The organism is Bacillus sp. JHAA, from assembly GCF_036961585.1.
In the GTDB taxonomy this organism is placed as follows: Bacteria; Bacillota; Bacilli; order Bacillales; family Bacillaceae; genus Bacillus; species Bacillus velezensis.
This window is the reverse complement of the sequence record NZ_JBAMDE010000005.1, coordinates 269,971-288,211: the sequence shown is the minus strand read 5'-3', so window position 1 is coordinate 288,211 and position 18,241 is coordinate 269,971. Positions and strand designations below refer to the sequence as shown.

At 46.7% G+C, this 18,241-nt stretch carries 22 protein-coding genes and 1 riboswitch; of the genes, 20 read left to right on the top strand and 2 right to left on the bottom strand.

The annotated features are described in order from the left end of the window. Positions 1 to 34: 34 nt before the first annotated feature. The 8 genes from V7728_RS14100 to ribT all read left to right on the top strand — a co-directional run bounded on the left by V7728_RS14100 (position 35) and on the right by ribT (position 6,114). A complete protein-coding gene (locus V7728_RS14100) occupies positions 35 to 526 on the top strand; it encodes a CcdC protein domain-containing protein (RefSeq protein ID WP_015240128.1) in 492 nt (163 codons plus the stop codon). An 80-nt stretch (positions 527 to 606) separates the two neighbouring features. Further along, the gene (gene lepB, locus V7728_RS14095; protein ID WP_038456219.1) at positions 607 to 1,182 is read left to right on the top strand and encodes a signal peptidase I; all 576 of its coding nucleotides are present in this window, start codon (positions 607 to 609) and stop codon (positions 1,180 to 1,182) included. A gap of 247 nt (positions 1,183 to 1,429) precedes the next feature. Beyond that, positions 1,430 to 1,774 (top strand): hypothetical protein, encoded by a 345-nt coding sequence (locus tag V7728_RS14090; protein ID WP_007409423.1) that lies wholly within the window; start codon positions 1,430 to 1,432, stop codon positions 1,772 to 1,774. A 119-nt stretch (positions 1,775 to 1,893) separates the two neighbouring features. Next, a riboswitch (FMN riboswitch) is annotated at positions 1,894 to 2,040 on the top strand. A gap of 131 nt (positions 2,041 to 2,171) precedes the next feature. After that, positions 2,172 to 3,287: a bifunctional diaminohydroxyphosphoribosylaminopyrimidine deaminase/5-amino-6-(5-phosphoribosylamino)uracil reductase RibD gene (gene ribD / locus V7728_RS14085; RefSeq protein WP_076425398.1), complete on the top strand. Its 1,116-nt coding sequence runs from the start codon at positions 2,172 to 2,174 to the stop codon at positions 3,285 to 3,287. Then, on the top strand, positions 3,268 to 3,915 hold the full coding sequence (gene ribE, locus V7728_RS14080; protein ID WP_099566880.1) for a riboflavin synthase: 648 nt from the start codon (positions 3,268 to 3,270) through the stop codon (positions 3,913 to 3,915). The genes ribD and ribE overlap by 20 nt, the downstream gene beginning before the upstream one ends. Before the next feature lie 14 nt (positions 3,916 to 3,929). Next, complete coding sequence (locus V7728_RS14075) at positions 3,930 to 5,126, top strand: bifunctional 3,4-dihydroxy-2-butanone-4-phosphate synthase/GTP cyclohydrolase II (RefSeq protein WP_003153371.1); 1,197 nt, start codon at positions 3,930 to 3,932, stop codon at positions 5,124 to 5,126. 32 nt (positions 5,127 to 5,158) lie between these two features. Next, positions 5,159 to 5,623: a 6,7-dimethyl-8-ribityllumazine synthase gene (ribH, locus tag V7728_RS14070; RefSeq protein ID WP_003153372.1), complete on the top strand. Its 465-nt coding sequence runs from the start codon at positions 5,159 to 5,161 to the stop codon at positions 5,621 to 5,623. A 116-nt stretch (positions 5,624 to 5,739) separates the two neighbouring features. After that, positions 5,740 to 6,114 (top strand): GNAT family N-acetyltransferase RibT, encoded by a 375-nt coding sequence (gene ribT, locus V7728_RS14065; RefSeq protein WP_003153373.1) that lies wholly within the window; start codon positions 5,740 to 5,742, stop codon positions 6,112 to 6,114. Positions 6,115 to 6,179: 65 nt separating this feature from the next. On the opposite strand, the gene V7728_RS14060 is transcribed toward ribT, so the two are convergent. Both V7728_RS14060 and V7728_RS14055 read right to left on the bottom strand, forming a co-directional pair. Continuing rightward, positions 6,180 to 6,701: a DUF309 domain-containing protein gene (locus V7728_RS14060; protein WP_003153375.1), complete on the bottom strand. Its 522-nt coding sequence runs from the start codon at positions 6,699 to 6,701 to the stop codon at positions 6,180 to 6,182. Positions 6,702 to 6,788: 87 nt separating this feature from the next. Continuing rightward, the gene (locus V7728_RS14055) at positions 6,789 to 6,878 is read right to left on the bottom strand and encodes a YjcZ family sporulation protein (protein ID WP_003153376.1); all 90 of its coding nucleotides are present in this window, start codon (positions 6,876 to 6,878) and stop codon (positions 6,789 to 6,791) included. 207 nt (positions 6,879 to 7,085) lie between these two features. Here V7728_RS14055 and V7728_RS14050 point away from each other — a divergent pair, with 207 nt between their 5' ends. The 12 genes from V7728_RS14050 to V7728_RS13995 all read left to right on the top strand — a co-directional run bounded on the left by V7728_RS14050 (position 7,086) and on the right by V7728_RS13995 (position 18,236). Next, positions 7,086 to 7,841 carry a segregation/condensation protein A gene (locus V7728_RS14050; RefSeq protein ID WP_099566878.1) on the top strand — a complete coding sequence of 252 codons (756 nt, stop codon included), beginning with the start codon at positions 7,086 to 7,088 and terminating at the stop codon, positions 7,839 to 7,841. After that, complete coding sequence (gene scpB, locus V7728_RS14045) at positions 7,831 to 8,424, top strand: SMC-Scp complex subunit ScpB (RefSeq protein WP_007409428.1); 594 nt, start codon at positions 7,831 to 7,833, stop codon at positions 8,422 to 8,424. Before V7728_RS14050 ends, scpB begins: the two co-directional genes overlap by 11 nt. 89 nt (positions 8,425 to 8,513) lie before the next feature. Further along, complete coding sequence (locus V7728_RS14040) at positions 8,514 to 8,999, top strand: DUF3907 family protein (protein ID WP_015240120.1); 486 nt, start codon at positions 8,514 to 8,516, stop codon at positions 8,997 to 8,999. A 113-nt stretch (positions 9,000 to 9,112) separates the two neighbouring features. Continuing rightward, positions 9,113 to 10,264, top strand: a complete 1,152-nt coding sequence (locus tag V7728_RS14035) for a D-alanyl-D-alanine carboxypeptidase family protein (protein ID WP_012117887.1) — start codon at positions 9,113 to 9,115, stop codon at positions 10,262 to 10,264. Continuing rightward, on the top strand, positions 10,252 to 10,842 hold the full coding sequence (locus tag V7728_RS14030; RefSeq protein WP_003153385.1) for a nucleoside recognition domain-containing protein: 591 nt from the start codon (positions 10,252 to 10,254) through the stop codon (positions 10,840 to 10,842). Before V7728_RS14035 ends, V7728_RS14030 begins: the two co-directional genes overlap by 13 nt. A 4-nt stretch (positions 10,843 to 10,846) precedes the next feature. After that, positions 10,847 to 11,383: a spore maturation protein gene (locus tag V7728_RS14025; RefSeq protein ID WP_099566877.1), complete on the top strand. Its 537-nt coding sequence runs from the start codon at positions 10,847 to 10,849 to the stop codon at positions 11,381 to 11,383. A gap of 93 nt (positions 11,384 to 11,476) precedes the next feature. Next, positions 11,477 to 12,211, top strand: coding sequence for a 23S rRNA pseudouridine(2605) synthase RluB (rluB, locus tag V7728_RS14020; protein WP_007612296.1), 735 nt, complete (start codon positions 11,477 to 11,479; stop codon positions 12,209 to 12,211). An 84-nt stretch (positions 12,212 to 12,295) separates the two neighbouring features. Beyond that, on the top strand, positions 12,296 to 12,835 hold the full coding sequence (gene resA, locus V7728_RS14015; RefSeq protein WP_003153391.1) for a thiol-disulfide oxidoreductase ResA: 540 nt from the start codon (positions 12,296 to 12,298) through the stop codon (positions 12,833 to 12,835). Continuing rightward, positions 12,832 to 14,460: a cytochrome c biogenesis protein ResB gene (resB, locus tag V7728_RS14010; RefSeq protein ID WP_099566876.1), complete on the top strand. Its 1,629-nt coding sequence runs from the start codon at positions 12,832 to 12,834 to the stop codon at positions 14,458 to 14,460. The genes resA and resB overlap by 4 nt, the downstream gene beginning before the upstream one ends. A gap of 18 nt (positions 14,461 to 14,478) precedes the next feature. Further along, the gene (gene ccsB, locus V7728_RS14005) at positions 14,479 to 15,654 is read left to right on the top strand and encodes a c-type cytochrome biogenesis protein CcsB (RefSeq protein ID WP_007409434.1); all 1,176 of its coding nucleotides are present in this window, start codon (positions 14,479 to 14,481) and stop codon (positions 15,652 to 15,654) included. A gap of 81 nt (positions 15,655 to 15,735) precedes the next feature. Further along, a complete protein-coding gene (gene resD / locus V7728_RS14000; RefSeq protein WP_003153397.1) occupies positions 15,736 to 16,458 on the top strand; it encodes a DNA-binding response regulator ResD in 723 nt (240 codons plus the stop codon). Next, positions 16,455 to 18,236, top strand: a complete 1,782-nt coding sequence (locus tag V7728_RS13995; protein ID WP_025284944.1) for an ATP-binding protein — start codon at positions 16,455 to 16,457, stop codon at positions 18,234 to 18,236. The genes resD and V7728_RS13995 overlap by 4 nt, the downstream gene beginning before the upstream one ends. Positions 18,237 to 18,241 lie beyond the last annotated feature (5 nt).

Here is an 18,241-nt window from a genome sequence, read left to right as displayed (position 1 = left end):
AGACCGATTACAACAATGAAAAGAGGTAGAAACGTTGGTTCAATTGGCAACCGTTTTATTTGTCATTATCATTCTCGCACTTATAATTTGGTTCAGGGTGAAAAAGGGGAACAGGCCGATTAAAGGCGGCGGCTTCGGCATCATTCTCCCGCTTTTGATTATCGCCGTCATTTTTACATTCAGCATCAGCCAGCTCATGAATATCCCGGGAAAGCCGTTTCATTTTCCCGCTCTTTGGGAGCTCGCCATCGCCGGACTGTTAGGCGCGGTATTCGGTGTCATCATGCTGTCGCAAACCGCCTATGAAATCCGGGAAGACGGCTTTGTCTACTCCAAGCGGAATAAAAACTTTAAATATGTCATTATCGCGATTATTGCGATCCGTATCGTGCTCAGCCAATATTTCAAAAACATTGACGCGGCGGAATTCGCCGTTTTAACGATGGAACTTGCTTTTGTGTATTTGTGCATTTGGCGGATCGGAAGCTTCGTGAAATACCGTAAAATCAGCAGATCCGGCTTATAAAATGAAAAAAATGGATGAGGTGCGGGGCTTATTTGCCCTCTGTGCAGGGATTCATGGTAAAATAAAAACGACCATGGCTAATGGGAGGAAATCACTTGAAATCAGAAAAAGAAAAAACTTCTAAAAAAAGCGCCGTACTTGATTGGGCGAAAGCCATTATCATCGCTGTCGTTCTGGCACTGCTCATCCGAAACTTTTTATTTGCCCCTTATCTCGTTGATGGCGAATCAATGGATCCGACGCTGCATGACCGCGAGAGAATCTTTGTCAATATGACGGTCAAATACATAAGCGACTTCAAACGCGGCCAGATCGTCGTTCTGAACGGAGAAAACGAACACTATGTCAAGCGGATTATCGGACTTCCCGGCGACACGGTGCAAATGAAAAACGACCAGCTGTACATCAACGGCAAAAAAGTGTCCGAACCGTATTTAGCGGCAAATAAGCACAAGGCGAAGCAAGACGGCTATGACCGGCTGACAGAAGACTTCGGCCCGGTGAAGGTGCCGGACGACAAATATTTCGTCATGGGTGATAACCGCAGAGAATCTATGGACAGCCGCAACGGCCTCGGTCTTTTTACGAAAAAACAAATAGCGGGCACATCAAAATTCGTCTTCTTCCCGTTTAATGAAATTCGCAAGACGAAATAAACCGTACAGGCAGTTTTCTTCATGAGGAAAACTGCTTTTTTATATAAATTTATCTTTCCACCCTCAAAAACAGAACATAAATTCGTATATCTATTTAATAGATAGAAAGTTTTACAGATACATGAAACATCTTCCCTTTATGAAACGTTATATGAATAACTCACGCAGGGAAGAACGGTTTTCTATTCATGAAAAAAAGGAATATGACATAGTAATGAATAGATTGATACGGGCTGGAGGTAGAAAAATGGGAAGAATTAAAACAAAAGCAGCCATTTTACTTGTACTGCTGCTGTTATTAGCGGGCGGTTATATGGTCATAAACGATATTGAACTGAAAGACGTGCCGACTGCAATCGGACAAACCCTGTCCCAGGAAAAAGAAGAATATACAGTCAAAACATATAAAATTACGAAAATCGAAGGAACTGAGTACCACGGTACGGCAGAAAACGGCACAAAAATTATTTTTAACGGCGACAAGCTGAAGCAGGATCTCTCCGATGTGAAAAAGGGAGATAAGATTAAAGCGTATTTCAGCAAATCAAACCGGATTGACGGCTTATTGAAGGTCGTCAAAGTGAACGAATAAATAAAGGCGCCTTTTATGGGAAAAGGGCGCTTTTTATTTTTCTGAATAATTAGGTGCAAATTCATTGCGCCTGCCGCAAAGGATGTTATAATAGCGGATAAGGACAAAAAAATATTGATTGTATCCTTCGGGGCTGGGTGAAAATCCCGACCGGCGGTAATAAGGCGTTTTGCGCTTTACAGCCCGTGACCCGTATGCATCTGTATACGGTGGATTCAGTGAAAAGCTGAAGCCGACAGTGAAAGTCTGGATGGGAGAAGGATGAGAGAAGCTATGCAAAAAATAAACTTACTGTATAGTCTTATTTCCTATGGATTAAAACTGGCAAAGCCCCGAACTGTGTAAACATTCGGGGCTTTTTTGACGCCAAATTGCGTGGAAGAAGGGAGGGATAACGATGGAAGAATATTATATGAATACGGCAATAGAACTTGCCAGGCGCGGTGAAGGACAGACACAGTCCAATCCTCTTGTCGGCGCTGTCGTCGTCAAAAACGGACAGATCGTCGGAATGGGCGCCCATTTGCAATACGGAGAAGCGCATGCCGAGGTTCACGCGATTCATATGGCCGGCAGACACGCAAAAGGCGCCGATTTGTATGTGACGCTGGAGCCTTGCAGCCATTACGGAAAAACACCGCCATGCGCCGAACTGATAATAAAGTCGGGGATAAAAAGGGTGTTCATTGCTGTGAAAGATCCGAATCCGCTTGTAGCCGGAAAAGGCATCGGAATGCTGGAAGCAGCGGGCATCGAAGTGAAAACCGGACTTCTCAGGCAGCAGGCAGAAGAGCTGAATAAAATGTTTCTTCACTTCATGCGGACCGGACTTCCGTATGTCACCTTGAAAGCGGCCGCGAGCCTTGACGGGAAAACAGCGACTGAAACCGGTGACAGCAAATGGATTACATCAGAGGCGGCAAGGCTTGATGCCCAGCAATACAGGAAATCGCATCAAAGCATTCTTGTCGGAGCAGGCACAGTCAAAGCCGATAATCCGAGCCTGACCTGCAGGCTTCCTGATGCGGTGAAGCAGCCGGTCAGAGTGATTCTCGATACAAAGCTGACCATTCCTGAAACGGCAAATGTGCTCACTGACGGCGCTGCGCCGACATGGATATTTACGGCCAAAGGTGCAGACATGCAAAAGAAAGACCGGCTGACCGCACTCGGAATAAAAGTTATTCCGCTGGAAACAGACCGCATTCACGTCCCTGAGGTGCTCAGTATTCTCGCTGAAAACGGCATAATGTCCGTTTATGTGGAAGGCGGAGCATCCGTACACGGAAGTTTTGTCAAGGAAGGCTGTTTCCAAGAGCTTCATTTCTATTTCGCCCCTAAATTAATCGGAGGAACGCTTGCTCCCAGCTTGATCTCCGGTGAAGGTTTTCAATCAATGAAAGATGTCCCCCATTTACAATTCACACAAATCACCCAAATCGGGCCGGATATAAAACTGACGGCCATACCTAAAGATGGAAAGGATGGTGACGATGTTTACAGGAATCGTTGAAGAAACAGGCACGATCCAAGCAATCAAAAAGACAGGCCTTTCCATGGCATTAACCATCGCCGCTTCAAAAGTGACAAGTGATGTGAAGCTTGGCGACAGCATTGCGGTAAACGGCATCTGCCTGACCGTAACCGGATTTTCTGACAATCAATTTACGGTTGATGTCATGCCGGAAACAGTGAAAACCACTTCGCTGAACGGCTTGTCAAAAGGCAGTAAAGTAAACCTGGAAAGAGCGATGTCCGCCAACGGACGGTTCGGCGGCCACTTTGTATCAGGGCACGTGGACGGAACGGCGGAAATTACGCGGATCGAGAAAAAAAGCAACGCGGTCTATTACGATTTAAAACTTTCGCCGGAATTGACAAAAACGCTCGTATTGAAAGGTTCAATTACGGTAGACGGCGTGAGCCTGACGATTTTCGGTTTATCAGACGAAAGCGTGACGGTATCCATCATTCCGCATACCATCTCAGAAACGATTTTTCAGACGAAAACAGTCGGATCGACCGTAAATATTGAGTGTGACATGATCGGCAAATACTTATACCGCTTTTTGCACAAAACAGAACAAACGAAAAGCAATCAAACTATCACGGAAGCCTTTTTAAGCGAGAACGGCTTTTAGAAAGGAAGATCGATATGTTTCATCCGATAGAAGAGGCGTTAGAGGCGCTGAAAAAAGGTGAAGTCATCATTGTTGTCGATGATGAAGACAGAGAAAACGAAGGAGACTTCGTAGCGCTGGCTGAGCATGCCACGCCGGAAGTGGTGAATTTTATGGCGACCCATGGGAGAGGCCTGATCTGCACGCCGCTGTCTGAAGACATCGCCGGCCGGCTGGATCTTCACCCGATGGTCGATCATAATACGGACTCACATGAGACCGCGTTTACGGTCAGTATTGACCACAGGCTGACAAAAACGGGCATCAGCGCGCAGGAACGATCCTTTACCATTCAGGCGCTGTTGAACGAAGAATCTGTGTCTGACGATTTTCAGCGTCCGGGCCACATTTTCCCCTTAATCGCAAAAAAAGGAGGCGTCCTGAAGCGGGCCGGCCATACGGAAGCAGCCGTTGACCTTGCAAAAGCCTGCGGATCTCAGGGAGCGGGCGTCATTTGTGAAATTATGAATGAAGACGGCACAATGGCCAGAGTGCCGGAGTTAGCCGAAATCGCCGAACGCCACCAGCTGAAAATGATTACGATAAAAGACTTAATAGAGTACCGTTACAACATTACGACACTTGTGAACAGAGAAGTTGATATTACGCTGCCGACTGACTTCGGCACGTTTAGAGTTTACGGATATACAAACGAGGTTGACGGAAAAGAACACCTCGCCTTTGTCATGGGGGATGTCCCGTTTAACAGCGAACCCGTTCTTGTCAGAGTGCACTCAGAATGCCTGACGGGCGATGTGTTTGCATCCCATCGCTGTGATTGCGGACCTCAGCTTCATGCCGCGCTTGCGCAAATTGCTGAAGAAGGCCGCGGCGTTCTATTGTATTTGCGCCAGGAAGGCAGAGGAATCGGTTTAATCAATAAGCTGAAGGCGTACCGATTGCAGGAACAAGGGTACGACACGGTTGAAGCGAACGAAGCGCTCGGCTTTCTGCCTGATCTGCGCAACTACGGCATCGGCGCCCAGATTCTCCGCGACTTAGGGGTTCAGCATATGAAACTTTTAACCAATAACCCCCGGAAAATTGCCGGCCTCGAAGGATACGGTCTCAGCATTTCAGAACGGGTGCCGCTTCAAATGGAGGCGAGTGAGCATAACAAGCAATATTTACAGACCAAAATGAAAAAACTTGGACATCTGCTTCATTTCTAAAAACTAATCTCACAAAAAAGGATGGATAACATATGAATATCATACAAGGAAACCTAGTAGGAACAGGACTTAAAATCGGAATCGTCGTCGGCAGATTTAATGAATTTATTACGAGCAAGCTGTTAAGCGGAGCGGAAGACACGTTGCTTCGCCACGGTGTAGAATCAAACGACATTGACGTCGCTTGGGTGCCGGGAGCGTTTGAAATCCCGTTTGCGGCAAAGAAAATGGCGGAAACGAAAAAATACGATGCCGTCATTACGCTCGGCACGGTTATCAGAGGAGCGACAACGCATTATGACTATGTCTGCAATGAAGCGGCAAAAGGCATCGCCCAGGCGGGAACGGCGACGGGCGTCCCGGTTATCTTCGGCATCGTGACGACTGAAACCATTGAGCAGGCCATCGAACGAGCCGGAACAAAAGCCGGAAATAAGGGAGCGGATTGCGCAGTATCTGCCATTGAAATGGCAAATTTAAACCGTTCATTTGAATAATTTGTTGAAAAGCGTTTAAAACAGCGGTGAAAATGATATAATGTGAGGAAACGGATCGCCTTTATGTATCCGTTTGATAGGACATGAATGGACATTTTGGATATAGAGGGGTTTTTATGTTAATTCGTTATAAAAAATCGTTTGAAAAGATTGCGATGGGTCTTCTGTCATTTATGCCGAATGAAAAAGATCTCAAGCAGCTTCAGCAGACAATAAAGGACTATGAAACGGATACTGGCCGCCAGCTCTTTCTTTGGAAAGAGGATGAAGATATCGTCGGAGCGATCGGAGTCGAAAAAAAGGACTCAGAAGTTGAAATCCGGCATATCAGCGTGAATCCTTCTCACCGCCATCAAGGAATCGGAAAGCAAATGATGGACGCCTTAAAACGTCTGTTCAAAACGGAGGCACTCGTTCCGAATGAATTAACGCAAAGCTTTTTTGAACGCTGTCAACATCAAAAAGATCAGGATATCTCATATAATAACTGACAAATGCTCCCGGAATCTTCACGGTTTCGGGAGCTGTTTTGATATAGAAAAAGCAGGGCTGACCGTCAGCCTCTGCTTTTTTTTCTTCTCTCAATTTCCCGTTCGCGTTCCTTAATGACATCCGTCCTGTCCCGCAGGCGGTGTTTATGAATAAGAAAGGTATCTGATACGCCGTCTTGCCCCCATGTATAGCCCTTTCGGCGGCATTCGGCAAGACATGCTTCTTTCAGGGCTTCATCTGTAATCGGCAGCATAACACTTCTGTAAGGCAGGCCCGCTTCTATATCGTCTGACAGCGTTTCTATCAGCTCAATCAGCTTCGGGTGGCTGAGACCGAGAGAACAGACCGCCTGCTTTTCAGACCGGAGAATACGTAAGCTGTTGGCAATCAGCCGTTTCGCCCCGGCTTCATTTCCCCTGCGCTGGTGATACAGAGCGACGGCAAGCTGAATCAGGCCGACCCAATGAATGCTCCGCTTTTCAGCCGGGCTTTCTTTCCAATATTCCTCTAACAGTTCATGACACTCAAAATAATCTCTTGATGCGTGAAATTCGGCCAAAAAGCCGATATAAGCTTTAGGATACAAGCCGCTTCCTCCTTTTATGCTAAAACCAGTGTACCACAGCGCTATGAAAAGGAAAAAAGAGCGGCTTGGTGTCTGAAGCCTGAGGAACTAGCAGATGTAAGATGCTCCTACGACAACGAGCAAAATAAACAGAACGACAATTAATGCAAAACCTCCGCCGAAACAAGCTCCGCTCATGTGAAATCAGCCTCCCTTTGTTTCAAGTTTACACGGCTATCATATGTGCATCCGCCTTTAAAGGTATAGGCGTATATCTTCTTTTTCAGTATTTTCTAAATAACGGAGGACGTGTATAAAAGTATTGGACGAGAGCATTTCGGTGGATTATACTAAAGGGTAGCCAGTTTTTCCGGCAATGAGAGTGATATTGAAAATGGTGAGATAATGGTAGAATATCAAGTGAAAATTGATACGTTTGAAGGCCCATTGGACCTGCTGCTTCATCTGATTAACCGTCTTGAAATCGACATATACGACATACCCGTGGCAACCATTACTGAACAATATTTATTATATGTACATACAATGCAAGAGCTTGAACTTGATGTCGCCAGTGAATATCTGGTCATGGCGGCGACGCTTCTCAGCATTAAAAGCAGAATGCTGCTTCCGAAACAAGAGGAAGAGCTGTTTGAAGACGAAATGCTTGAAGAAGAAGACCCTCGGGACGAGCTGATTGAAAAGCTGATTGAGTATAGAAAGTATAAAACCGCTGCGAAGGATTTAAAAGAGCGGGAAGAAGAAAGACAAAAGTCATTTACAAAGCCGCCGAGTGATTTAAGTGAGTATGCAAAAGAAATCAAACAGACGGAGCAGAAGCTGTCGGTGACCGTTTATGACATGATCGGCGCGTTTCAAAAGGTGCTTCAGCGTAAAAAAATCACGCGGCCGAAAGAAACGACCATTACAAGGCAGGAAATACCGATTGAAGACAGAATGAACGAAATCGTAAAAAGCTTAAAAACGGCGGGGAGAAGATTAAACTTCACGGAGCTTTTTCCTTCTCGGCAAAAGGACCATCTCGTCGTGACGTTTTTAGCAGTCCTGGAACTGATGAAAAATCAGCAGATTATCATTGAACAGGAAGAAAACTTTTCAGATATATACATTACGGGGAGTGAATCCATTCATGGCGCTTGATATCGTGAATTGGAAAGCGATTGTGGAAGCCCTGCTGTATGCGGCGGGTGATGAAGGGCTGACCAAAAAGCAATTGGTGACGGTGCTTGAAATAGAAGAAGCGGAACTGGCCGGAATCATGGAAGAAGTGGCCGCTCAGTACAAGGAAGACGACAGAGGCATCGAGCTTACCGAATATGCGGATACGTATATGCTTGGAACGAAAAAAGAATTCGTGCCTTATTTGAAAAAACTAATCGAAGTGCCGTCAAAAGGGCTGTCACAGGCTTCTTTGGAAGTGCTGGCGATCGTTTCGTACAAGCAGCCGATCACACGGGCGGAAATTGAAGATATCCGGGGCGTGAAGTCTGAGCGGATTCTGCACAGCCTCGTGTCAAAAGCGCTGCTGTGTGAGGTGGGCCGCGCCGACGGTCCCGGCCGGGCGATTTTATACGGCACGACACCGGTATTTCTTGAACAATTCGGCTTAAAAACATTGGAGGAGCTCCCGCCGCTTCCTGAAAATGCGGAGGAAGACGTTCTCCAGGAGGAAGCCGATTTATTCTTTGAAAACTTCAACCAAACTTTTGAGGATATTAAATAATAATCGTTTTTCATCATACGATAGTAGGGAAAGGCCATTGATGAATGACGCAAATGACGACGTACAAGAGAGGAAGGAAACGGACGGAAATGGGAAATTCGATTGTGAGGGCCCATACTGAAGAAACTGGTGAATTTTTAGCCGAGGTTGTCACGATGGTCAGCAGCTATTTAAATCATACAACTTTGCCGGAGATGCGGGCTCAAGGAGAGGCGGATGAGGCATACTGCCGCGACGTGCTCAGTGTGCTGAGGAGGATGACCGTCTTTTGCGAAGGCGCCCAGGAAGCCTGCAGGCGGCTTTTAATGCAGGAGCCGTTTCATGAGGCGAGAGCGGAAAAAACGCTGTATAAAGTATATCATCAGTGCGTGGAAGAGTTTTTCATGCCGAAAAAGGATACATGGTACGAAAACAGCCGCGCCGCTTATACAGGCCAAAGCGCGATTGAATTCTACCAGCAAGTGCCGGACTCGCTGCGGAGCCTTCTGCTTTCGCTCAGCAGTGAATTTCTGCGCATGCGGGAAGAATTGGCGCAATATGAAGCATCAGGCTCAAATATGGCATCAGTCAGATAAAAACTCTTCCTTTTGGGAGAGTTTTTTTTATGTGAAAGTGATGCAATTGGTATTCATAAGTCATGGACATGCGCATAAACTTGTACAAACCCACAACAAGGACGTGAGCATTCATGCGCTTTCTCAAAAAAGCTGCCGTATTTCTTTTGACTTTTGTTATTCTTTTTTCCATTACAGACGGCAATACGGCACATGCCCAAATACATGTCAGCGCAAAAAGCGCGATTATAATCGACGGAGCATCTGGCAGGGTGTTATTCGCCAAGGATGAACATCATAAGCGGCGGATTGCAAGCATTACGAAAATCATGACGGCGGTGCTGGCGATTGAATCAGGAAAGATGGAAGAGACCGTGACGGTTTCCCCGAATGCCGTAAAAACGGAAGGCTCAGCCATTTATCTTCAGCCGGGACAAAAAGTAAAGCTGAAAGATCTCGTATACGGGCTTATGTTAAGGTCAGGAAATGACGCCGCTGCGGCAATAGCGGAATATGTCGGCGGAAGCCTTGACGGTTTTGTATTTATGATGAACAAAAAAGCCGAGCAAATCGGGATGGAAAATACAAAATTTCAAAATCCGCACGGGCTGGACGACCATGAAAATTTATATTCAACGGCGTATGACATGGCGCTTTTGACTAAATACGCGATGAAAATCAAGGAATACCGGACCGTTTCAGGCACAAAAGTGTATAAGGCGGAAACGATGGACCGGGTATGGAAAAATAAAAACAAGCTTCTGACCGGGCTCTACCGTTACAGCACAGGCGGAAAAACAGGTTACACAAAAATCGCGAAACGGACGCTCGTCTCGACGGCCTCAAAAGACGGAACGGATCTCATCGCGGTCACCATAAATGATCCGGATGATTGGGATGATCATATGAATATGTTTAATTATGTCTTTGAGCACTATAAAACCTATGTCGTCGCTAAAAAAGGCGGCATCCCGAAGCTGAAAAAGACGTTTTACGGAAAGCGCGCTTTTATTGCCCGGGATGTCAAATATTTGTTAAAAGAGGATGAAATCGACGATGTAAAAATCCGCACAACCTTAATAAAACCGAAAAAAGCCTGGAAAAAGGACGCCTCTCTCATTCCTGATGTCGTCGGCCGGATGACTGTTATGCATGATGGGAAAGTGATCGCCAAGATCCCCGTCTATTATGAAAATGAGCGCCATAAAAAACCGAAAAAGCATTTCATTGAGACGTTTACGAGCCTGTTTATGAGCGCGGCGGGCGGTTCGTCATGGTCAATTTAATCTGGGTATGTCTGACGGTAATCGGACTTGTCTTTGCGATGTTTAACGGTACCTTGCAGGATGTGAATGAAGCCGTTTTTAAAGGAGCGAAAGAAGCGGTTACGATCTCGTTCGGATTAATGAGCGTTCTCGTGTTCTGGCTCGGCCTGATGAAAATAGCCGAGCAGTCCGGCCTTTTGGATATATTCAGCAGAATGTGCCGCCCGTTTATTTCTAAGCTGTTTCCCGATATTCCCCCTGATCATCCGGCGATGGGATACATTTTATCAAATCTCATGGCAAACTTTTTCGGACTGGGAAATGCGGCGACACCGCTCGGCATTAAAGCCATGGAGCAGATGAAAAAGCTGAATGGAGGTAAGTCTGAGGCCAGCCGTTCCATGATTACCTTTTTGGCGGTAAATACTTCGAGTATTACATTGATACCGACAACCGTCATTGCCGTGCGCATGGCTTACTCGGCGAAATCACCGACCGATATCGTCGGGCCGACCATCTTAGCGACTTTAATTTCGGGAATCGGCGCGATTTTCATTGACCGCTACTTCTGGTACCGCCGCAAAAGAAAAGGGAGGTAAGCGAATGGAAATGGTGAATTGGCTGTCTTTAGCCATGATTCCGATTATTATCGCCGGTATATTGATATACGGCACGATCAAAAAAGTGCCGACGTATGAATCATTCGTTGAAGGCGGAAAAGAAGGAATTGAGATTGCGTTTTCCATCATTCCGTATTTGGTCGGGATGCTGGTGGCGATTACCGTATTCCGGACCTCGGGCGCGCTGGATTTTGTCATGGGGCTGTGCAAGCCTTTCTTTACAACGCTCGGCATTCCCGCAGAAGTCGTGCCGCTTGCTCTGATCCGCCCGATTTCGGGGACGGCGGCGCTCGGCATGACGACTGATCTGATCGCCGTGTACGGGCCTGATTCATTTATCGGCAGACTGGCCTCGGTCATGCAGGGATCGACTGACACGACGCTGTATGTCCTGACGGTGTATTTCGGGGCGGTCGGCATCAAAAAAATGGGGGATGCTTTAAAGGTTGGTCTTCTTGCTGATTTGATCGGGGTGGTTGCATCAATCATCATAGTTACGTTATTATTTGGAAGCGCCTGAAATCAGGCGCTTTTTATATATCAGAATAACTCTCCTTGAAAAAGCTTGTTTGTTCAAGGGGAAAAAAGTAAGATTATACTTGAGGTGAACGACATGGAAAGACTGCAAAAAGTTATTGCTCATGCCGGCGTGGCATCACGCAGAAAGGCAGAAGAGCTGATAAAAGAAGGAAAAGTAAAGGTGAATGGAAAAGTAATAACAGAGCTCGGCGTAAAAGTGACCGGTTCTGATCAGATTGAAGTAAACGGATTAAAGGTGGAGCGGGAAGAACCCGTGTACTTTCTGCTTTATAAACCGAGAGGAGTGATCTCAGCAGCTGATGACGACAAAGGGCGGAAAGTGGTGACCGACTTCTTCAAAGAAGTGCCGCAGCGCATTTATCCGATCGGCAGGCTTGATTATGATACGAGCGGACTTTTATTGCTGACAAATGACGGCGAGTTTGCCAACAAACTCATGCATCCGAAATACGAAATTGATAAGACGTACGTCGCCAAAGTGAAGGGGATTCCTTCCAAGGAACTTCTGAGAAAGCTTGAGCGCGGCATTCAGCTTGAAGAAGGCAAGACGGCGCCGGCCAGAGCGAAAATGCTTTCCCTGGACAAAAGAAAGCAGACGAGCATCATTCAGCTGACGATTCATGAAGGCCGGAACAGACAGGTCCGCCGCATGTTCGAGGCGATCGGTCATGACGTGCTGAAACTAAAACGTGAAGAATACGCATTTTTAGATTTAAGAGGCCTGCGCACAGGAGACGCAAGAGAATTGTCGCCGCATGAGGTGAAAAGGCTGCGGGCTTTAGCTGAACACGGTAAAAACGCTTTCTAATTTTCACATAACCTTCAAAAATTACAAAACGTGTTGATGATATAATTGAATGGATTTGCAGGCAGGGGAGGGGAGCAGTGTACAATGAACAAAAAACGGCGGCGTTTATTCATTCGGACCGGCATCCTTCTCATCTTACTCTGCGCGCTCGGATATACCATCTATAATGCCGTATACACAAACGGTGAGCGTATATCTGAGGGGTCCAAAGCCCCGAATTTCGCGCTGAAAGATACAGAGGGCAGACTCATAGAACTGAGTCAGTTAAAAGGAAAAGGTGTTTTTCTGAATTTCTGGGGAACGTGGTGTGAGCCGTGCAAGCAGGAATTTCCCTACATGGAGAATCAATACAAGCATTTTAAAGACCTCGGTGTCGAGGTGGTTGCGGTAAATGTCGGCGAATCAAAAATTGCAGTACATAATTTTATGAAAACATACGGCGTCAATTTCCCGGTTGCGCTCGATACTGACCGGCAAGTGCTGGACGCGTACGGCGTATCACCTATTCCGACGACATTTTTGATCAATCCCGACGGAAAAGTCGTGAAAGTGGTGACCGGCACGATGACAGAACGCATGGTTCATGACTATATGAATTTAATTAAGCCGGAGGCGTCTTCATGAAAAAGGTCAAATGTGAATGCGGGCACGTGAATCCAGCCGGGACGGTTTTGTGCGAGTCGTGCGGGAAGCCGCTTGATGATCAAAAATCGCCGCTTGCCGATATGCGGTACGACGGCAGCGCAAGGCGTTCGCAAACATATAACAAAACAATCGTAGATAAGGTATGGAACTTCTTTTCTTCCGTAAAAGTCGGAATATGGCTGATCGTCATTACTCTGGCGGCGTCTGCTTTCGGCACGGTTTTTCCGCAGGAAGCTTATCTGCCGCCGGGCGCCCAGCCGGATACATATTATGAACAGCAGTACGGCATAATCGGCCAAATGTATTATCTGTTGGGATTTCATCACCTGTACGGCTCATGGTGGTATATGCTCCTGATCGCATCTATTGGCATATCACTGGTCATCTGCAGCCTGGACCGGGTGATTCCTTTGTACAGGGCGCTGAAAAATCAAGGAGTTCGGCGGAATCCGGTCTTTTTGAAGAGGCAGCGTCTATACAGCCGGACAGAAACCGAGCTGAGCGGGGATGCGGCTGATAGCCTCAGAACACGATTGAAAAAAAAGCATTATAGAGTGCGAGAACAAGAGGGCAGCATTCTGGCGGAAAAAGGCCGTTTTTCAAGGTGGGGGCCCTACGTCAATCATATCGGCCTGATCATTTTTCTGATCGGAGCCATGCTGAGATTTGTACCCGGTATGTATGTCGATGAAACGCTCTGGGTCCGTGAAGGCGAAACCGCCCAGATCCCAGGTACTGACGGCAAATATTACTTAAAAAACAACCGGTTCACGATGCAGACATATAACAAAGACACTGAGAAAAAAGTATTCGCCGACGCCATTGACAGAGCCGGAAACGGCAAAGTCGCCAAATCCTTCACAACGGACGCGGTTTTGTACAAGAGGAAAGGCGACATTGTATTCGGTGAAAAGCCGAAGCTTAAAAGAGTCAAAGAAAACAATATCCGCGTCAATGAACCGCTGCGCTTTGACTCCTATTCTGTATATCAGGTGGACTATAAAGAAAACCAGCTCGATCAGATGGTATTTCAGCTGATCGACCAAAAAACAAAACAGTCATTCGGCAAACTGAAGATCAATCTTCTTGATCCCGACACGGACTATGATCTTGGTAACGGTTACAAAGTGCAGATCGCCAGTTATCTTCCTGATTTTTATTTTAACAAGGACGGAGAACCGAGCACGAAAACGAAGGTTCCTAACAATCCGGCTTTTGTCTTTAAAATCACGGCTCCTGACAAGCCGAAAGGGGAGAAAAGTTTTGTTGCGATTCAGCAGACTGTTGAAGGTTCCGAAAGTAACAAGTACAAATTAAAATTCGACCATGTGGAAACGAAAAACATTACAGGACTCACCGTCAGAAAAGATTTAACCTTATGGGTGCTTGCCGTCGGCGGCGCGATCTTTATGATCGGCGTCATTCAAGGAATGTACTGGCAGCACAGAAGGATCTGGATCAAAACAGGTGATCATGAAGTGCTTGTGGCGGGACATACGAACAAAAACTGGTTCGGTCTGAAAAAGGATATCGAATTTGTTCTTAGCGGGACCGGGATTCAAGAGCCGGCCGATCAAAAAGAATTGGCCAAAAATCAGGCCTAGTGAAAAAGGAGTGGTGTCATGGCGGAGCTGAGCGCAAATTTTCTTTATGCTGCCTTTTTGATTTATTTAATTGCCGTCCCGGTTTTCGGCGGCGCCATCCGGGGAACAAAAGGTGCTAAGGACGGTAAGGGCCGCTGGTCGGCTATCGGAATCACGTTAACCATTTTCGGATTTCTTTGTCATCTCGGCTACTTCATTGCGAGATGGTCGGCAAGCGGACATGCGCCTGTCAGCAATATGTTTGAATTTACGACGTCATTCGGCATGATGCTTGTTCTCGCTTTTATTATTATTTACTTTATTTACAGACTGCCTTCATTAGGCATGTTCACATTGTCTATCGCGCTTTTGCTTATCGCATATGCAAGCATGTTTCCGACAGACATTACGCCGCTTATTCCGTCACTGCAGAGCAATTGGCTGTACATTCACGTCACGACGGCGGCGCTCGGGCAGGCGATTCTTGCGATCAGTTTTGTAGCCGGCGTCATTTTCCTGTTAAAGCATGTCGACCAATCCAGACCGGGGAAAAAAACGTTCTGGCTTGAAGTCATCATGTTTATACTCGTGACGACCGTGGCATTTATTGCCGTCACGTCGGCATTCCGGCTGGCGGACTACAAAGCTGAATTTAATTGGGTGGATAAAAAAGAAGCCAAAAGCGTCATGATATATGATATGCCTGCGCTTGTCGGCCCGCATGAGGGAGAACTGCTTACGGAAGGCGCAATGAAGCCGCTTATTGAGCTTCCGGCCATTTTTTCAGGCAGAAAGGTCAATACGGTGATCTGGTCGTTTGGCGCAGGTCTCGTTTTATACGGTGCGCTCAGGCTGATATTCAGAAAGAGAATCAGCGCTCTTATCAGCCCGCTCGTCAAAAATGTGAATCTGGACTTGGTCGATGAAGTCGGCTACCGCGCTGTTTCCATCGGTTTTCCGGTATTCACACTCGGCGCGCTTGTGTTTGCGATGATTTGGGCGCAGCTTGCATGGACGCGTTTTTGGGGCTGGGACCCGAAGGAAGTATGGGCGCTGATCACCTTTTTATTTTACGCAGCGTATTTGCACTTGCGGCTGTCAAGAGGCTGGCATGGCGAAAAGTCCGCGTGGCTTGCCGTCATCGGCTTCGCCATTATTATGTTTAACTTGATTTTTGTGAATCTCGTGCTTGCCGGACTTCATTCGTACGCATAGATGCAAATAGCCGATACAGTTCTCAAGCTGCCGCACAGTTTGTTAAAATGAAAGTAACAGAAGGAAAGCAGGGGGAAAACGATGGATCAAACAAATGAAACTAAAATATTAGTAGTAGATGATGAAGCCAGAATTCGACGCCTTTTAAGAATGTACCTTGAACGGGAAAACTATGTGATTGAAGAAGCGGAAAACGGCGACGAGGCCATTAAAATGGGGCTGGCATCAGATTATGATCTGGTGCTCTTGGATTTAATGATGCCGGGAACGGACGGAATCGAAGTATGCCGGCAGCTCAGAGAAAAAAAAGCGACGCCGATTATCATGCTGACGGCAAAAGGGGAAGAAGCCAACCGCGTCCAGGGGTTTGAAGCGGGTACGGACGATTATATCGTCAAGCCTTTCAGTCCGAGAGAAGTGGTGCTTCGGGTAAAGGCGCTTTTAAGAAGGGCTTCCCAAACATCTTATCTGACAGCCAATACCCCGACAAAAAATGTGCTCGTCTTTTCGCATCTATCCATTGATCACGATGCTCACAGGGTGACTGCGGACGGCACGGAGGTGAGCCTGACGCCGAAGGAATATGAACTGCTGTACTTCCTGGCGAAAACACCGGACAAAGTGTACGACAGGGAAAAGCTTTTAAAAGAAGTGTGGCAGTATGAATTTTTCGGAGACCTCAGAACGGTGGACACCCATGTCAAACGGCTCCGTGAAAAATTAAATAAAGTGTCCCCGGGAGCGGCGAAAAAAATCGTCACCGTATGGGGAGTCGGATACAAATTTGAGGTAGGCGCTGAATGAAGTTTTGGAAAAGCGTAGTAGGAAAGCTTTGGTTTACCATTCTTTCACTCGTGTTAATTGTTTTATTTATTTTAACGGTGCTGCTTCTGGAATTTATAGAAAATTACCACGTTGAAGAAGCGGAAAAAGATTTAACGCAGCTTGCCGATAAAATTGCGGTCATAATAGAAAATCATGAAGACCAGCCGCTTGCCAGATCCATCACGTGGGAACTGGCGGACAATTTAACGAGCATCGCGATCATTCAGGATGATAAGCATGTCTGGTATTCGCCCAATGACGATAATCATTTATCCTCTATTACATTAGAGCAGATCAAACATGACCGGGATCTGCACAAGGCGCTGACAGACCGCAAAAAAGTAAGCAAACGCGCGGTCCCCAACAATGCCGGTTCGGATAACGAACGGCTGATCGTCGGAGTGCCGTATGAAAAAGACGGCAAAAAAGGCATGGTTTTTTTATCCCAATCGCTGCTTGCCGTCAAAGATACGACGAAACATACGACACGCTATATTTTTCTTGCGGCGGGCATTGCCATCGTCTTGACAACGTTTTTCGCGTTCTTTTTATCCAGCAGGGTGACATATCCCCTTCGGAAAATGCGGGAAGGCGCCCAAGACTTGGCGAAAGGAAAGTTTGATACAAAAATTCCGATTCTGACCCAAGATGAAATCGGGGAACTGGCCATTGCCTTTAATCAGATGGGACGGCAGCTCAATTTCCATATTAACGCGCTGAATCAGGAAAAAGAACAGCTGTCCAATATTTTAAGCAGTATGGCAGACGGGGTCATCACCATTAATATCGACGGCACCATTTTGGTGACCAACCCGCCGGCCGAACGTTTTCTGCAGGCATGGTATTATGAGCAGAACATGAACATTAAAGAAGGAGACAACCTTCCCCCTGAAGCAAAAGAGCTATTTCAAAATGCAGTGAACACGGAAAAAGAGCAAATGATTGAAATGACGCTTCAAGGAAGGTCATGGGTTTTATTGATGTCGCCTCTTTATGCGGAATCACACGTCCGCGGCGCCGTGGCCGTGCTCCGTGATATGACCGAAGAGCGCAGGCTGGATAAATTGCGTGAAGACTTCATTGCCAATGTCAGTCATGAGCTCAGAACCCCGATTTCTATGCTGCAGGGATACAGCGAAGCAATAGTGGACGACATTGCAAGCACCGAAGAGGAGAAAAAAGAAATCGCGCAAATCATTTATGATGAATCTCTTCGCATGGGCCGGCTCGTCAATGATTTGCTGGATTTGGCCAGAATGGAATCCGGACATACGGGCCTGCACTATGAAACGGTAAACCTGCATGAATTTCTGGAGAAGATCTCCCGCAAATTTTCCGGGGTAGCGAAGGAAAAAGGTGTTTCGCTCACAGAGGACATCTCAGTGTCTCAGCCGGAGTGTGTCTTTGATGAAGACAAAATGGAACAGGTGTTTACCAACCTTATAGATAATGCGCTGCGCCATACGGAGTCAGGCGGAAGCGTTCATATCGCGGCTCAGACCGTAAAAGACGGACTGAAAATCGATATCAAAGATTCCGGCTCGGGAATACCGGAAGAGGATCTGCCTTTTATTTTTGAACGTTTTTATAAAGCGGACAAAGCAAGAACAAGAGGCAGGGCGGGAACCGGACTCGGACTCGCCATCGTAAAAAATATCGTGGAAGCCCACGGCGGCTCAATTGCGGTTCACAGCAGCATCGACAAAGGGACGACGTTTACATTTTATATTCCGACAAAAGCGCAGGATGACGTCTGAAATTG

Coding starts and splice junctions, on each gene's coding strand:
- lepB (WP_038456219.1), top strand. CDS start 607: ATGGGAGGAAATCACTTGAAATCAGAAAAAGAAAAAACTTCTAAAAAA.
- V7728_RS14090 (WP_007409423.1), top strand. CDS start 1,430: ATGGGAAGAATTAAAACAAAAGCAGCCATTTTACTTGTACTGCTGCTG.
- ribD (WP_076425398.1), top strand. CDS start 2,172: ATGGAAGAATATTATATGAATACGGCAATAGAACTTGCCAGGCGCGGT.
- ribE (WP_099566880.1), top strand. CDS start 3,268: ATGTTTACAGGAATCGTTGAAGAAACAGGCACGATCCAAGCAATCAAA.
- V7728_RS14075 (WP_003153371.1), top strand. CDS start 3,930: ATGTTTCATCCGATAGAAGAGGCGTTAGAGGCGCTGAAAAAAGGTGAA.
- ribH (WP_003153372.1), top strand. CDS start 5,159: ATGAATATCATACAAGGAAACCTAGTAGGAACAGGACTTAAAATCGGA.
- ribT (WP_003153373.1), top strand. CDS start 5,740: ATGTTAATTCGTTATAAAAAATCGTTTGAAAAGATTGCGATGGGTCTT.
- V7728_RS14055 (WP_003153376.1), bottom strand. CDS start 6,878: ATGAGCGGAGCTTGTTTCGGCGGAGGTTTTGCATTAATTGTCGTTCTG.
- V7728_RS14050 (WP_099566878.1), top strand. CDS start 7,086: ATGGTAGAATATCAAGTGAAAATTGATACGTTTGAAGGCCCATTGGAC.
- scpB (WP_007409428.1), top strand. CDS start 7,831: ATGGCGCTTGATATCGTGAATTGGAAAGCGATTGTGGAAGCCCTGCTG.
- V7728_RS14040 (WP_015240120.1), top strand. CDS start 8,514: ATGGGAAATTCGATTGTGAGGGCCCATACTGAAGAAACTGGTGAATTT.
- V7728_RS14035 (WP_012117887.1), top strand. CDS start 9,113: ATGCGCTTTCTCAAAAAAGCTGCCGTATTTCTTTTGACTTTTGTTATT.
- V7728_RS14030 (WP_003153385.1), top strand. CDS start 10,252: ATGGTCAATTTAATCTGGGTATGTCTGACGGTAATCGGACTTGTCTTT.
- V7728_RS14025 (WP_099566877.1), top strand. CDS start 10,847: ATGGAAATGGTGAATTGGCTGTCTTTAGCCATGATTCCGATTATTATC.
- rluB (WP_007612296.1), top strand. CDS start 11,477: ATGGAAAGACTGCAAAAAGTTATTGCTCATGCCGGCGTGGCATCACGC.
- resA (WP_003153391.1), top strand. CDS start 12,296: ATGAACAAAAAACGGCGGCGTTTATTCATTCGGACCGGCATCCTTCTC.
- resB (WP_099566876.1), top strand. CDS start 12,832: ATGAAAAAGGTCAAATGTGAATGCGGGCACGTGAATCCAGCCGGGACG.
- ccsB (WP_007409434.1), top strand. CDS start 14,479: ATGGCGGAGCTGAGCGCAAATTTTCTTTATGCTGCCTTTTTGATTTAT.
- resD (WP_003153397.1), top strand. CDS start 15,736: ATGGATCAAACAAATGAAACTAAAATATTAGTAGTAGATGATGAAGCC.
- V7728_RS13995 (WP_025284944.1), top strand. CDS start 16,455: ATGAAGTTTTGGAAAAGCGTAGTAGGAAAGCTTTGGTTTACCATTCTT.